The organism is Trichococcus sp. ES5, from assembly GCF_900067165.1.
GTDB lineage: Bacteria > Bacillota > Bacilli > Lactobacillales > Aerococcaceae > Trichococcus > Trichococcus flocculiformis.
This window is the reverse complement of sequence record NZ_FJND01000003.1, coordinates 111,202-126,589: the sequence shown is the minus strand read 5'-3', so window position 1 is coordinate 126,589 and position 15,388 is coordinate 111,202. Positions and strand designations below refer to the sequence as shown.

Annotated in this window: 15 protein-coding genes; 3 read left to right on the top strand and 12 right to left on the bottom strand. The window is 46.0% G+C overall.

The features are described from left to right. Positions 1–398: 398 nt before the first annotated feature. The 9 genes from TES5_RS04135 to TES5_RS04095 all read right to left on the bottom strand — a co-directional run bounded on the left by TES5_RS04135 (position 399) and on the right by TES5_RS04095 (position 8,337). Positions 399–1,025: a DUF1054 family protein gene (locus TES5_RS04135; RefSeq protein WP_178137784.1), complete on the bottom strand. Its 627-nt coding sequence runs from the start codon at positions 1,023–1,025 to the stop codon at positions 399–401. A gap of 69 nt (positions 1,026–1,094) precedes the next feature. Beyond that, complete coding sequence (locus TES5_RS04130; protein ID WP_068560080.1) at positions 1,095–2,063, bottom strand: siderophore ABC transporter substrate-binding protein; 969 nt, start codon at positions 2,061–2,063, stop codon at positions 1,095–1,097. 18 nt (positions 2,064–2,081) lie between these two features. After that, entirely contained in the window at positions 2,082–2,843 is a 762-nt protein-coding gene (locus tag TES5_RS04125) for an iron ABC transporter ATP-binding protein (RefSeq protein ID WP_068560077.1), read from the bottom strand. Next, positions 2,840–3,802 (bottom strand): iron chelate uptake ABC transporter family permease subunit, encoded by a 963-nt coding sequence (locus TES5_RS04120; protein ID WP_068560074.1) that lies wholly within the window; start codon positions 3,800–3,802, stop codon positions 2,840–2,842. The genes TES5_RS04125 and TES5_RS04120 overlap by 4 nt, the downstream gene beginning before the upstream one ends. Then, positions 3,799–4,770 carry an ABC transporter permease gene (locus TES5_RS04115; RefSeq protein WP_178137785.1) on the bottom strand — a complete coding sequence of 324 codons (972 nt, stop codon included), beginning with the start codon at positions 4,768–4,770 and terminating at the stop codon, positions 3,799–3,801. The genes TES5_RS04120 and TES5_RS04115 overlap by 4 nt, the downstream gene beginning before the upstream one ends. Before the next feature lie 226 nt (positions 4,771–4,996). Next, a complete protein-coding gene (locus tag TES5_RS04110; protein ID WP_068560072.1) occupies positions 4,997–6,511 on the bottom strand; it encodes a helicase HerA-like domain-containing protein in 1,515 nt (504 codons plus the stop codon). Positions 6,512–6,671: 160 nt separating this feature from the next. Continuing rightward, positions 6,672–7,364: a 5'-methylthioadenosine/adenosylhomocysteine nucleosidase gene (locus TES5_RS04105; RefSeq protein WP_068560069.1), complete on the bottom strand. Its 693-nt coding sequence runs from the start codon at positions 7,362–7,364 to the stop codon at positions 6,672–6,674. 33 nt (positions 7,365–7,397) lie between these two features. After that, positions 7,398–7,775 (bottom strand): hypothetical protein, encoded by a 378-nt coding sequence (locus TES5_RS04100; RefSeq protein WP_068560067.1) that lies wholly within the window; start codon positions 7,773–7,775, stop codon positions 7,398–7,400. A gap of 1 nt (position 7,776) precedes the next feature. Continuing rightward, complete coding sequence (locus TES5_RS04095; RefSeq protein WP_068560066.1) at positions 7,777–8,337, bottom strand: NUDIX domain-containing protein; 561 nt, start codon at positions 8,335–8,337, stop codon at positions 7,777–7,779. A 210-nt stretch (positions 8,338–8,547) separates the two neighbouring features. Here TES5_RS04095 and TES5_RS04090 point away from each other — a divergent pair, with 210 nt between their 5' ends. The 3 genes from TES5_RS04090 to TES5_RS04080 all read left to right on the top strand — a co-directional run bounded on the left by TES5_RS04090 (position 8,548) and on the right by TES5_RS04080 (position 10,997). After that, positions 8,548–9,267 (top strand): 5-bromo-4-chloroindolyl phosphate hydrolysis family protein, encoded by a 720-nt coding sequence (locus TES5_RS04090; protein WP_072763712.1) that lies wholly within the window; start codon positions 8,548–8,550, stop codon positions 9,265–9,267. An 11-nt stretch (positions 9,268–9,278) separates the two neighbouring features. Beyond that, positions 9,279–10,502 carry a toxic anion resistance protein gene (locus tag TES5_RS04085; RefSeq protein WP_068560065.1) on the top strand — a complete coding sequence of 408 codons (1,224 nt, stop codon included), beginning with the start codon at positions 9,279–9,281 and terminating at the stop codon, positions 10,500–10,502. Between the two features lie 246 nt (positions 10,503–10,748). Further along, positions 10,749–10,997: a GlsB/YeaQ/YmgE family stress response membrane protein gene (locus tag TES5_RS04080; protein WP_068560064.1), complete on the top strand. Its 249-nt coding sequence runs from the start codon at positions 10,749–10,751 to the stop codon at positions 10,995–10,997. 162 nt (positions 10,998–11,159) lie between these two features. On the opposite strand, the gene TES5_RS04075 is transcribed toward TES5_RS04080, so the two are convergent. From TES5_RS04075 to TES5_RS04060, 3 genes are all read right to left on the bottom strand, one after another. Beyond that, a complete protein-coding gene (locus TES5_RS04075) occupies positions 11,160–11,360 on the bottom strand; it encodes a cold-shock protein (RefSeq protein ID WP_068560061.1) in 201 nt (66 codons plus the stop codon). 278 nt (positions 11,361–11,638) lie between these two features. Continuing rightward, positions 11,639–14,419: an isoleucine--tRNA ligase gene (gene ileS, locus TES5_RS04065; RefSeq protein WP_068560056.1), complete on the bottom strand. Its 2,781-nt coding sequence runs from the start codon at positions 14,417–14,419 to the stop codon at positions 11,639–11,641. 291 nt (positions 14,420–14,710) lie between these two features. Continuing rightward, entirely contained in the window at positions 14,711–15,373 is a 663-nt protein-coding gene (locus TES5_RS04060) for a DivIVA domain-containing protein (RefSeq protein ID WP_068560054.1), read from the bottom strand. Between the last annotated feature and the right edge of the window lie 15 nt (positions 15,374–15,388).

Below are 15,388 nucleotides of genomic sequence, written 5' to 3'. Positions count from 1 at the left end.
AAATCGCAAGAGTCATGACAATTTAGGAAATCTGGCATCGCAACGTTCCCTACAGTCACCTTGTACTGGGACTCTAAGGGATGAATCCCCAAGAGTTCCATGCAAATGAGCATCGCAGAGCGCAATTGCTGAGAGACTTCCGAAACAAAGGAATCAACGTGACCGTACCGGTCAGTTGTATCATGTTTCTAAGCCATCAAAGATGGCAAGAACCATGACAAGTCGAACAGTATGTCTTGGCTCGCAGAGACAAGAGGTTCCTTATTCTTTTTTCCGAAGGGCTAACCCGTGAAGCTAGCCAACGTTTTGGATGCTCAAAATATTTTTCAAGCCAAACAGGACTGAACAGCAATCAATCTCGCTGTTCAGTCCTGTTTAGTTTGTATTGGGTTACACGTTTAGCGGTAGTGTTCCATGCAGGCCTGGTAGATCGGCAGCAGTTCACGGAAAGTATCCTCCAACACTGCCAGCGTACTTGCTTCCGTCGCTAAGCGCGGATCGGTTGGCGCCAACTTGCGGCCGATCAACAGCTCAGCTTTCTTCACATCCCGCAACCGGATCAGGATAGACTCCCAATTGACTGCCTCAATCGGAAGCACATCCGGCACGGTATGATCGACCGAAACGACGTAATCACGCGGCAATCTTTCCAGTTCCGGAATCCGTTCCAATAAAGCGGCCGCCATTTCTTTCTCTTTGACGGGTTGGTCGATCAGACAAAGGTAGAAGCTGACCCCTTCCTTCGCAATACCGATCTGGAAGTGCGGATATTTCTTGTAGCCCCTCGCATCCCCACCGATGGCGCACCAGGTATTCTCGGGCGCATATTTTGTGCGGCGCAGATGCTTGGCGACATGTACAGGCACCGACTCGGGACCCGCTTCCGAAACGATGAGGTGGGCACCCGCTTCCGCAAAATGCCTGAACTTGGGCTGGATCCGGTCGCGGATGCCTGCCATCCTTTCATCGAGTCCCTGAATATCAAAAACGTTGAAGTCTGCCTTATCGAAATGATAACCTGCCAAATTGTGCACCTCTTTCTGATTTGCTTCCATCATTATAGAGAAAAAATCAGAAGCTGGACAATTTTTTGCTTACTGGTAGCCCACTGCGATCTCTTCGATCATCAAATGGATTGATTCTATCCCACCACCTGAAAGATACCACAAGTCGGAAGACAGGTTGATGATTTTATTGTTTTTGTAAGCATCCGTTTGATAAACGAAATCATTCTCCAACAACGCCGCATTTTCATCAGAGGCTGTCCCAAGAGCTGCCGTACGGTCGATGACAAACAAAATCTGCGGATTGATTTCCAACAACCCTTCGTACCCGACGGACTGCCCATGTGTGGAATCCTCAATCGCTGCATCGACAGGAGTGAAGCCCAGTGTCTCATAGATGAAGCCGAAACGCGAGCCTGTGCTGAAAGCGGACATGCTGCCGTCATTCAGGAGTAACGTCAATGTTTTCTCGCTGATTCCTGCTGTCTTCGCTTTGACGGACTCAATCTCCTCATTCAAAGTTACAATGGCTTCTTCAGCGGCTTCCTCTTCGTCAAAGATGACTCCTAAAGTTGTGATGTTTTTTTGCACAGATCCCCAATAGTCCGTGTAATCGACGCTGAGCACGACTACAGGGGCGATTTCCTCCAACTGTTCCGCGAAGTCCAACAAGCGGTTGGAAATGATGATGAGCTCCGGCGCCAAATTCGCCAATGCTTCCACATTCGGTTCCTTAAGTGTCCCTACATTCTCGAATTGATCTGCCTTATCCGCCAAATAAGCCGGCATGTTGTCTGTCGCAGTTCCTGTGACTGCATCTTGCTTGCCCAAGGCGATCAATGTGTCCAAATGGCCAAAATCCAAAACAGCTACATTTTCAGGATCTTTCGGTACTTCTACGGAGCCACGCGCATCCTCGATGGTCACTGTCGTTTCAGTTTCCGCATTCGAAGTCACTGTTGTTGAGTCTGCCGCATCGGCAGCCCCTTCTTGGGCGCCGCAAGCCGCCAAGGTAAAGATTGAAGCCAAACTGATGATTGTCTTTTGCCATTTTTTCATTTTCCATTCTCCTCTATGTTAAATTGCTTGATACGTGCAATGTTTTTTTCCATCTGCAGTCGTGATGACTTCCAATGGCACTTCATATAATTCCTGCAGAACTTGAGTCCGGATCACTTCCTCGACCGTGCCGCTCCGGAAGACTTTCCCATTTTTCATGGCGATGATGTTGTCCGAAAAAACGGAGGCGAAATTGACGTCGTGGATGACGACCAGAATGGTTTTACCCAATTCATCCGCCAAATTCCGGATGGTCTGCATCGTCACAATGCTCTGCTTCAAATCGAGATTGTTCAGCGGTTCATCCAATAAGATATACTCGGTATCCTGCACCAAGATCATGGCGATGGCCGCCCGCTGGAGTTGCCCCCCAGACAACGTATCCAAATAGCGGTTGGAGAATTCCACCAGGTTCAGATAGCCCAAAACCTTGTCGATCATAGCATGATCTTCTTCATTCAGCCTGCCCTTCGTATAGGGGAACCTGCCGAACGAGACTAGTTCACGGACCGTCATACGCACTTGATAAGCATTCTGTTGTTTCAGGATCGAAAGCTCCCTCGCCAGTTCATCGGATTGCCAGGCCTCAATTTCTTTCCCGTGTATCGTCAATATGCCTTCGTCCTTTGTCAACAGACGGCTGATGACTGAAAGGAGCGTACTTTTGCCTGCCCCGTTTGGACCGATGAAAGCCGTTATTTTACCTCTCTCGATAGCCAAAGAGATATCATCCAATACTTTTTCATCCTCATAGGCTTTGCTGACATGACTGATTTTCATAACTTACTCCTTTCCTTCCATAATAACCAAAAGAAATAGATTCCCCCGAACAGTTCGACCAGAATGCTTAAATTCGTCTGCAACTTGAAAACTTCCTCTGCCAGAAATTGTCCGGCCACGACCATCACAAAACTGAGCAAACTCGCACCAGGCAACAGATAGTTCAGGCAATACGTCCTGAACAGACGATAAGCGATATTCGCCGCCACAAAACCGAGAAACATCATCGGCCCGACGAGCGCTGCAGAGACAGTCATCAACAGGATGACATGCATGAAGGTGAGCTTGGTCTCCTTTTCGACGGAGATCCCTAAATTTTTGGCCGTTTGTGTACCCAGTCCCATAACTTCCAACACCTTCCGCTTGCGCCACAGACTGATGATCGAAAACAAGGCGATCGGAACAGCCAAAACAAGTACAGAATCATTGATGTTCTGAAAACTGGCATACAGCTTCGTCTGCAGTTTGTCGTACTCATTCGGATCCATCAGCACCTGCATGAAGGAACTGATACTGTTGAAAAAAGTCCCCATGACAAGCCCGATCATCAAAATGATTTGCATATCGTAATTTTTCCGGTTCCACGAAAGCCGGTACAGCAAGAAATAACTGCCCAACATCAAGAATACCAGGAAAACGAACTGCCATTCCGCATTCAATTGGCTGCCCAGCAACGAGAAGCTGAAGAACATCAACACTGTCTGCAGAAGGCGGTAGAAGGATTCGACCCCTAGAATGCTAGGGGTCAAAAAGTTACTGTGCACAATCGTCTGAAAGCTGACTGTCGCAAAAGCAGTACTGATACTGATGACCGCAAATGTCAAAAGTTTCGTGCTCCGCAACTTCATAATGAATAAATTACCGATACCCTGGTTCCAAAAAAAATAAACCAAAGCCACAGCCACTGCCATCACCGCCAGCCGCTTCATAATGATGCGATTTTTCAACACGTTTTTCATGCAGTCCGCCCTCCTTTCAGCAACAGCCACAAGAACAGGCCACCGCCGAAAACACCCAGTACCGTTTCTACCGGTATTTCGTATGGAGGGATAACCGCGCGCGAAAAGATATCGCACAGCAACAGGAAAACCGCTCCAAAAAGCGCAACCTTGCCGTGGGTATTGCGGATGTTGTCGCCGAAGCGCAATGATACAAGATTCGGGATGATGACTCCCAAAAACGGCAGATTTCCGACCGTACTCAAGATGACAGCAACCGTCAAGGATACGAATAGTGTCCCGATGAACAGGACCGCTTCAAAAGGCAAACCAAGATTTTTGGCCGCGTCTTTCCCAAAACGCGCAATCGTAAAATGGTCGGCAAAAAAATAAAGTGCCAAAAATAACAGGAAAATGAGATACATCCCCTCGTATTGTCCTTTGATGACCAATGAGAAATCTCCTTGCATCCAGGCCGAAAGATTTTGCGTGACGTTGAAGCGGAAGGCAAAAAAATTGGCGATCCCTCCCAAAATATTTCCGTACATCAACCCTAATAAAGGGATTGTCATCTGGCTCTTGAAAGGTAAGCGATTCACCACCACCAAAAAAAGGAAGGTTCCCGCTGCCGCAAAGAAGAAAGAGAGGGCCATCTTTCCCACAACCGATAAACCCGGAAAGAGAATCATGCCGCAGAGCATCCCAACTCTCGCTGCATCCACCGTTCCGACTGTATCAGGGGCAGCAAAACGGTTCTGTGTCAAGGATTGCATGATCAACCCGGATAAAGACAATCCCGCACCTGCCAAGAGAACCGTAACCGTCCTCGGTAGCCTTGACGACAATAGGATCAGACGATCCGTGTTACTCCCGACCAGAAACTGTTCAACCGAAAACGCAGCCGTTCCCACACTCAGGGAAAGCACGATTACTCCCGCCAATGCGAGAGTAAGCAGTAATTTCTTCAACACCTCTTCACCATCTTCCAAAAACAACTCCTTAATGAGAACGATTCTAATTGAGAATCATTCTCAATTAATGGTATAGATGTTATTCTAATGGATGAGGAAATAAAACACAATACCAAATATGAGATTTTCATGAAAAAAAGTAAGTTATTTTAAGGAGAGCGTCACCAATATCCAGAAAAATTGTAAAGACCGAAAAAGTAAGGGCGCGTCATCAATGACTGGCTTTTACTTTTTCGGTCTGTTTTCATTTTTTCAAGATGCCCAAAATGCCACGCGAGATGACGCGCCCGACTTCCCTGCCTACTTGGGACATCAAATTTTTTGTGAATCTGTCCATTGTGGAATCGCGGGAACTGCTCGTTCGTTTTTGTTGGGTTTGTTCTTTTTGTTTTTGGTGCTCTATTTCGAGTTGCTTCAACTGTTCGGCTTTATCCCTGTCTCTCGCGGCAAGCTCTTCATTTTCCTCCAACTCAATCGCCTTGATTTCCGACAATCGTTGCAGTTGTTCGTAGGAGGATTCCCTGTCGATTGCCTCGCTGTATTTATAATACAGCAAGGAACGGTTGATTTTTTCTTCCTTTACGAACGGATCCAGGATGCCCATTTTGCTCTCCGGAGGATAAATCATGACCTGCTGAACATAGCCGGGAATTCCTTCCGGATCGAGAAAGGAAACAAGCGCTTCACCGACTTTCAGTTCCGTCAATTTCTTTTCCAATTCCTCTCCTTCCTGTTGGCGGAAAGTTTCGGCAACAGCTTTGACGGTCTTTTGTTCCTTCGGCGTAAAGGCTCGCAAAGCATGCTGAATTTTGTTGCCCAATTGGCTCAAAATGGCATTCGGCAGGTCGGTGGGATTTTGCGTCACGAAATAAACACCGACTCCCTTGGAACGGATCAGCCGGACTATGAGTTCGATTTTTTCTTCCAACACATCCGGAACATCCTGGAAAAGGACATGCGCTTCATCAAAAAAGAAGACAATCTTTGGTTTTTCAAGGTCACCGACTTCCGGCAATTGCTCATACAGCTCCGAAAGAAACCATAGCAGGAAAGTCGAGTAGAGTTTAGGAGACATGAACAGGCGGTTCGCCATGAGGATGTTCACATAGCCGCGCCCAGCTGCATCTGTTTTCAATAAATCCTGGATATCGAACATCGGCTCCCCGAAGAAAAGGTCGCCTCCCTGTTCCTCAATAACCAATAGACCTCTTAAGATCGCACCGATCGATTGCTTGGAAATATTCCCGTATTCACGACGCAATTCTGTGGCGTTGTCTCCGACAAAATTCAACATCGCCCGCAAATCTTTGATGTCGATGAGCAAGAGTTGTTTTTCATCGGCTACTTTGAACGCAATGTTCAGGATACCCTCTTGTGTTTCATTGAGTCCCAGCAGACGCGACAACAAAATCGGCCCCATATCGGAAATGGTTGTCCGCACCGGTACACCGTTCGCTCCGAATATATCCAAGAGTTCAACAGGATATGCGCGCGGCTCAAAATCCTCCGGTTGCAGTTTCGCTGCTCGCTCCAGTATCTTTTCGCTCAACTCACCCGGTTCTGCAATGCTCGCCAGGTCCCCTTTGACGTCCGCGAGGAATACCGGAATACCAGCTTTGCTCAATTTTTCCGCTATCACTTTCAAAGTCACCGTCTTCCCTGTTCCGGTCGCTCCGGCTATCAAGCCGTGTCGATTCAACTTATCCAAATGGATGATGGCCGGTTTTTCCCCTTGTCCGATAACCAGTTCTTGGCGCATCCAAAATCCCTCCTTAGCCTGACATTTCATCCTTATTGTACAGTATTTTGAAAAACCCTTACAACAGTAAGCCCTTCCTTTTCTGAAGTAACAGCGCTCCAAAATTCTGCAGAAAGCAAAAACCACTCAGCCATTATCGGATGAGCGGTTCAATTTCGGACTATGCTCCGTTATTTTTCAGTAATTCGATGACCATTTCCGCTGATTTCTTTCCGGCTTCAACGATGAATTCGTCGAAACTCAGGGCTGCACCATCGCTTGCGCCGTCCGAAATGGCACGAATGATGGCGAAGGGGGTCCCCAGAACGTAGCAAGCCTGTGCTATCGATGCGCCCTCCATTTCGGTCGCATAGGCATCAGGGAAATGTTCCTTGATGCGGTTTGTGCCGCTTTCAGACGCGATGAAGGAATCACTTGAGACAATCGTTCCTTGGACAGCGTGCAAGCCGACTTTTTCAGCTGCCCGCGTAATCTTTTCAACGACTTTTTTATCGGCCGTATAATAATGCGGCATCTGTGGTACTTGTCCAACCGAATAACCGAAGGCGGTAGCGTCCACATCATGATAAGCAACCTTATCCGCTACGACGACATCGCCTACATGCAAAGCTGTGTTCAACCCACCGGCGGAACCGGTATTGATGACGAAGTCGGGACGGTAGCGATCGATGATAAAAGCGGTAGCTATAGCCGAATTGACTTTACCGATACCGGATTGCACCAGCACCACTTCCTGGTTTTCGATTTTCCCTCTTGTAAAAACAAGGTGGAAATGCGTTTCCTCTGTTTTTTCTGCCATATTTTCCAACAAAATACGGTTTTCTTCTTCCATTGCTCCAATAATTCCGATCATGAGTATTTCCTTCCTTGTATCTGCATTGTTATGTTATAGGACAAAGGCTATAGCAAAAACCAAAATGATCAACAAGACGACGATCAGAATGGCTTTGTTCAGATAGCCATCCAGCTTTCGGCCTCTTTCTTTGTCCGACAAACGCTCCACCTTTATTGAGGCTGTCGGTTTGTCGGCCTTCCGGAACAGCTTCGCTTTTGGCTTGGCGGTTTTGGCTTTATTGCCGTTTTCCGAACGTTTCTTTTCAGCCGGAATACTGCTTTTCTCGCCCGCAGAAGCAGTTGATTGCTTGTTGTTTTTTTCCGTTGCCGGAGTGTGTTTCTTTTCGTCGGTCACCAGCGGTTTCGTCTGGTCCCTTTTATACTGACGATAGCGTTCCCTGGTGATCAGCGGTTTCTTTGGTTCTGGCATGCTATCCCTCTATTCTTTCCCGCAAAAGACGCATCTCCCAGAACAGCATGGCATAGATTGTTTTCGAATCGCAGATTTCTCCGGATTGCTGCAAAGCTTTCGCTTCGTCGTAGGTCAATTCCAATATTTCGATGAATTCATCTTCGTCCATAGGCAAAGAATTTTCGACTTTCGTCAAGCCTTCCGCCAAATAGATTGTGATTTTTTCATCCAAATAAGCCGGTGTCGGGTAAAAAGCCGTCAATTCAGACCATTTTTCTGCGCGATAATCGGTCTCTTCCTCCAGCTCACGGATCGCTGCCAGCAAAGGTTCCGCATCGGAAGTCTCCAATTTGCCTGCCGGTATTTCGACAACGGTCCGATCCAACGGTTTCCGGAACTGTCTGACCATGACCATTTTCCCGTCGGAAGTAAATGGTATCATCGCTACCGCACCCGGATGTCTGATCATCTCTCTGACTGAAGTTTTTCCGTTCGGCAGCAGCACTTCTTCCCTAACTAAATGCAACAAGACACCGTCGAATATTTTTTCGCTTTTCAATGTTTTTTCTTCAAATTCCATTTCTGTACCTCCCAATCCACTTTCCTCATCATCTAATATCATAACCTATCTTTTCCGCCATTTACAAGAGCCGCGAGAAATTCAGGCTAAATGGGCAGCGGATACGAAAATCATCCTTTCGGCCGATAGGTGCTCAATAGACTTTTATGCTAGAATAATAGCATAAGCACAGACAAAGTGAACAGCACGTTATCAAAGGAGGAAAAATTTATGTGGAGCAACATCAAAGATATACTGAAATATACGTTTTCCAGCGTAGCCTGCCTGATTGCATTAGTGATTTTCTTTTTCATCTTCGGATTCGATTTCTGGACGTCGATCGCGATGACTATCGGCTTGGGCGTTTGCTTGTATTACGTCCAAAACGGCGGAAGGATGCAATGGTCGCCTAAGGCAAAAAAACAACGAGGCACACTCGGAAAAGTGAGCGCCGACAAAGAAGCCTTCTACCAATCCAAAGGGATGACCAAGGAACAGATTGCCTATTTCCGCAGCACGATGGATCAAGCCAAAACAACAATTCAAGAAATCGAATTCAACCTCCAGCAGCGCTCAAAATTAAAAGCTATCGCGGCACGCAACGATACGATGGACATTCTGAAGGATTTCTTCAAAAATATCGTCAATCAACCGAATCGTCTTCATGAGGTTGATAAATTCCTGTATACACATCTTCCCAGCCTGAAAGAGCTGACAGAAAAATACATCGCAATCGATGGCCACGTTTCCAAGACAAAAGAAACCTATACAGCCTTGGACAACTGCGCCAGAACAATCGATGATATGAGCCGGCTTATCGGCGAAGATTACGTTCACTTCATGTCCAACGATATCGAAGATATGGATATCGAGTTGGAACTTGCAAAGCAAGTTTTGAAAAGGGATAATGAAGGAAAAAGCAATGCAAATGCTTTGGACGAAGAACTATAGGGGGAATACTGATGGACCAATTTGATGCTACCGGACAAAATAAACAAACTGACAGCAAAAATGTCAATCAAGAATTGGAAGATTTGCTGGCCAATCCTTTTTCGGATCCATTTGCGCAACCAGCAGTTGTTGCTGATGCAATCGAAGCCACAGCCGAAGTGATCAATCCGGATCGCCTGATCGATCGCTTACCGGAAGAACGGCAAAAACAGGCGTTGGCGTTAGCCGGCCAAATCGATGAGAACAACATGCAAGCCATCATCAGTTATGGCGCTGCAGCCCAAAAACAATTGGGTGAATTTTCCCATTCGATGCTGGACCATGTTCAGAACCAGGACACCGGCGAAATCGGCGACTCCTTGAACGATCTGATGTATCGTTTGAATGAGGCCAAACCGGAAGACCTCCGGGCAGAAGACAACAATGTCTTCCGCAAGATCTTCGGCAAGGTAAAACAATCCGCTTACGAAATGACCGCAAAATACCAAAAGATCGGTGCCCAAATCGATAAGATCGCGATCAAACTGGATAAAGAAAAAAATAGCTTGCTCAATGACAACATCACGTTGGAGCAGCTATATCAAAAAAATAAGGATTATTTTGAAGCCTTGAATATCTATATCGCGGCCGGTGAGGTGAAAATGGAGGATCTTCAGAAAAACGCAATCCCGAAAGCGATCCAGACTGCTGAGGCTTCCCAAAGCCAAATGGATGTGCAGATCGTCAACGACCTGAAACAGTTCCTTGACCGACTTGAAAAACGTACCCATGACTTGCGTTTGACCAGACAAATGACGATCCAGCAAGCGCCACAGATCCGTTTGATCCAAAACACCAATCAAGCGTTGGCTGAGAAAATCCAGTCCTCGATCCACACTGCCATCCCGTTATGGAAAAACCAAGTGGCCATCGCCCTTACGCTGCTGCGCCAAAAGGATGCCGTAACGGCGCAAAGGCAAGTATCGCAGACCACGAATGATCTGATGCGCAAGAATTCCGAAATGCTGAAAATATCAGCCATCGAAACTGCCAAAGAAAATGAACGGGGTGTGATCGATATCGAAACGCTCAAACAGACACAGCAGGATCTGATCGAAACTTTGGAAGAGACGCTGAAAATCCAGCAAGAAGGTCGGATCAAACGCAAAGAGGCTGAAAAAGAACTCTCTATGATGGAGGACGATTTGAAAGTTAAACTGTTGAATATCCACCAACAGGAACAACAACTCCGCTGATACCTTAGGGCTGCCTCGTCTTTTCGGGGCAGCTCTTTATTTATCCTCTTATCCTGATTTTTGTTCTTTGTGAAACTGAGCTTTTCTCGCATCAGATGGCTGACTCCCACTTCCTGCTTTCAGAAAAACTACCATCTCGAGGGCTTATTATTTGTAATGTGACTCATTTTATATATAATAAGAGTATAGTTAATTGGAAATAACTATATTGTTACTGCACTCGTATTAGAAAAAGGAGGAAGAGAAATGGGCTTTATTTGGTCTTTAATTGTTGGTGGCGTCTTAGGAGCATTAGCAGGATCGTTCATGGGTAAGGATATTCCCGGTGGTATTATCGGTAACATCATTGCTGGTTTCGTCGGTTCATGGTTAGGAACAACTCTGTTTGGAGCATGGGGTCCAGAAATCGGAGGCTTCTACATTGTTCCTGCATTAGTCGGAGCAGTCATCCTGATTTTCATCGTATCCTTTGCTATGAGAAGTATGAAGAAGTAACCTGTCACTACATAAACTAAGCAGACAGCCGTCTGTCTTCTCATAAAACCGTTGTTTGGCAATCCTGATATGGATTGCCGAACAACGGTTTTCTTTGCATGTAAAAAGCGCCACAGATAAACTCTGGGCGCTTTGAATTCGCTAAGGTTAAAAAGAATAGGATTATAATTTTACAACGTTAGCTGCTTGAGGGCCACGGTTGCCGTCAACGATTTCGAATTCAACATCTTGGCCTTCTTCTAAAGTTTTGAAACCTTCGCCTTGGATAGCTGAGAAATGTACGAATACATCGTCTTTTCCGTCAACTTCGATAAATCCAAAACCTTTTTCGCCGTTAAACCATTTTACTTTGCCTTGTTCCATAATCGTGTAATACCTCCAAAATTTTCATTGGTAAAATGCTAATACAAATAAATACTATCATATTAGTACAAATTACTAATATAATTATAACGAATATCTCATCTAAATTCAAGAGGAATTTATGCGCTTTCTTTAAAAACTTTAACAGTAATGGAACCATCTTTGATTTACGCTTAAAATCAAAAGGAGCACGCAGGAATGCCGTCAGAAGACGTCTTCCTGCGTACTCTTTACTTTTCATTCACATGCCCTTACCAATTTTGTTCCGAGCGATAAGGTTATGCCTCTTCTGGCACGAGTGCTTCTGGGTATTCAGATTTCACAATATCTGCACAACGTCCGCAAAGTGTAGCTGCATCTTCGATCGTTCCGACTTCTTCTTTAATGGCACGGCATCTTTCGCAGGTTTCCCCATGGGCATGCTCTACAAGAATGGCAAGATTATCGAACTGCATCGCTTCAGCTGGAGCAGCCGTCAATTCATTGATGTCAAGCTGTGAAACGATGAATAACTGTTCCAGATTCGCATCAAGAGACGCGAACAAGGCTTTTGTTTCTTCATCAACGAATAAGGATAGATGCGCCTCAAAGGATTTCCCGATTGTTTTTTCATTACGCGCAACTTCCAATGCTTTCAAAGCTGCATCGCGGATATCCATGAATTTTCCCCATTGACCCAGAATCGCTGCCTGGTCTTCACGGATGCTGCTTTCCGGCAATTCAGCCAGTTGGGCGTATTGTTCCTCTTCCTTCAGGAAACTCCAGATTTCTTCTGTTGTGTGTGGGATGATCGGTGTCAAAAGTTTAGCCAACTTAACCAATACTTCGTAAAATACGGTCTGCATAGCGCGTCTTTCCAGATTATCCTCTTTTTCGATGTAGACAACATCTTTCGCAAAATCAAGATAGAATGCCGACAAATCAACTGTACAGAAGTTCATGATTGTTTGATAGATGGTCGAGAACTCATATTCCTTATAAGCTGTCACACATGTTTCAACCACTTGATCCAAGCGCGCCATCAGGTATTGATCGACACTGCGCAGCTTTTCGTAGGCTACGGCATGTTCCTTCGGTTGGAAATCTTCCGTATTCCCGATCAAGAAACGCATGGTGTTGCGGATTTTGCGGTAAGTTTCAGAAACTTGCTTCAGAATATCGTCACTGATTCTCACATCGGATTCGTAATCGACACTGGATACCCATAAACGGATGATATCGGCGCCCATATTCTTGACGACTTTTTCAGGCAGGACAGTATTTCCTAATGATTTGCTCATTTTGCGCCCTTCTCCATCCAATACAAAACCTTGGGAAAGAACTGTCTTGTATGGCGCAACCCCATTGATCGCAACGCTGGTCGTAATGCTTGAATTGAACCAACCACGGTATTGATCGGAGCCTTCCAAGTACATATCGGCAGGGAAGGTCAAATCTTCTCTTGCCCGAAGCACAGCTTCATGCGAAGATCCGGAATCGAACCAGACATCCATGATGTCCATTTCTTTGGTAAATTCCCCGTTCGGGCTGCCAGGATGCGTGAACCCTTCAGGCAGCAGGTCTTTCGCTTCTCTTTCGAACCAGACGTTCGATCCGATTTCGCCGATCAATTTCGCAGCGTGGTCGATCGTTTCCGGCGTGATGACAGGTTCTCCATTTTCCGCATAGAAGATCGGCAACGGAACGCCCCAGACACGTTGACGGGAAATGACCCAATCGCCGCGGTCGCGGATCATGTTGAACAAGCGGACTTTGCCGGATGGGTGCAGCCACACTACATTTTCGATTTCGTCCAGAATGTCTTGACGGAATTTATCGATGGATGCGAACCATTGCGGCGTTGCGCGATAGATGACCGGTTTCTTTGTGCGCCAGTCATGCGGATAGCTGTGGACGAAGAAATCCAGTTTCAGCAAAGCGCCTTTTTCCGCCAACAGGTCGGTGATCGGTTTATTGGCTTTGTCGTAGAACATGCCCTCGAAACCAGGCGCTTCAGCCGTATAGCAACCTTTGTTGTCGACCGGAGATAATACGTCTAGACCATATTTTTTGCTGACAAGGTAGTCATCTTCACCATGTCCTGGAGCGGTATGGACTAACCCGGTACCCGCTTCAAGTGTGACATGGTCGCCCACCATGACCAAGGACTCACGATCATAAAACGGATGCTGAACGGTCATGTACTCCAAATCTGATCCCTTCAGTTCTTGCAGGACTTCCACAGATTCCCATCCGATGGCTTCCTTGACTGTGCCCAACAATTCTTTTGCGACAACAAATTTTCTTCCGTCAGCGGAAACAACCACATAATCGAAGGCAGCATTTGCGGAAATGCCTAAGTTTGCCGGCAAAGTCCACGGTGTTGTCGTCCAGATGATGAAGGCAGTATCGTTAGCAAGAAGGCCTTTGCCGTCTTTGACTTGGAAAGCCACGTAGATTGAAGGAGATTTTACATCTTTATATTCGATTTCGGCTTCCGCAAGCGAGGATTCACTCGATGGCGACCAATAGATTGGCTTCAAGCCTTTGTAGATGTAGCCTTTTTCTGCCATTTTTCCGAATACACGGATTTCAGCTTCTTCATATTTCGGCAACAGCGTCACATATGGGTTTTCCCAGTCACCAGCGATGCCCAAGCGTTTGAAGACGGTTCTTTGTCCGTCGATCTGTTTCCAAGCATAATCTTCACACAATTTACGGAAATCAGCCAAGCTCATCGCTTTGCGGTTCACACCTGTATTCGTTAAGGCTTGTTCGATCGGTAAACCATGCGTATCCCAACCAGGGACAAAAGGCGCGCGGAAGCCAGACATGGATTTCGAGCGGACGATGATGTCCTTGCTGATTTTGTTCAAGGCATGTCCCATATGGACAGCACCGTTGGCGTACGGAGGGCCATCGTGAAGCACAAAAGTCGGTTTATCCGCGTTTTTTTCTTGTCGTTTTACATAAATATCTTTTTCTTCCCATTCCTTTTGCCATTCCAATTCACGGACAGGCAGGTTGGCTTTCATAGGAAAAGCTGTTTTCCCCAGGTGCAGCGTATCTTTCATTTTCATTGTCGGAAGCTCCCTTTTGATTATTTTTTTCTACAAAAAAAAACTTCGTCTCCAAAAGGGACGAAGTCTTCGTGGTACCACCCAAATTTAAAGCGACAACGGCCGGAACAGGCTATCATGCTTCCTCATTCAAACCGTTAACGCTGTTCAGGCGACCTTTTCTACTTATGTTTGTTCAAAAAGATTCTCATGGAGGATCCTAAAAAAAGAGGGACTTATTGGCCTTTCACCGTTTACCAATTCGCTGGAAGTGTCTTTTCTTCGGGTGTTCCATTCTTCAATACATCGATTTTACTTGTTTTCTTGCGGAATTTCAATAGCTTCCACAGCAACTTCAGCAAGTTTCTCTTCGGCTCTGGCTTCTTCGGCCAATCTTCCGCCGACTTCGAACTCGGCTGCATCATCGGAATTGGCGACCAATTCATCGATGATGCGTGTGCGGTTGGACAACACTTCATTCAAGGTAGGTGTTGAAACTTGCCCTTCCGGTGAAGCATTCAATAGATTATTCCATTCATCATTCATGATGAGGTTCAATTGCGACTCAACCAAAAGTTGCAGTTTCTGTTTGAAGTTGCGGCTTTCCTTGCGGACGCCGTCGGTTTCTTCATTGATTTTTGTCGCTTTTCCTGCTGCTTCATGCAATAAACGATCCGCACTTTTTTCGGCTTCAAACAGAATGATTTCAGCTTCTTTGCGTGCATTTTCTTTCAGTCTGTCGGCAGCATCCTGCGCCACAACGATCGACTTGTTCAAAGCATCCTGCAGGTTGCTGAAATACTGAAGCTTTTCTTCGGCAAATTTCAGTTGCTTTTGCAGATCTTTATTTTGTCTGATGATTTCTTCAAATTCTTTTGTGACATTATCCAAAAAGTCATTGACTTGTTCTTTATCGTACCCTTTTATTTTGACAGGGAATTCCTTGTGTTGGATATCTAATGGAGTCAAACTCATCTTATACACACCTTT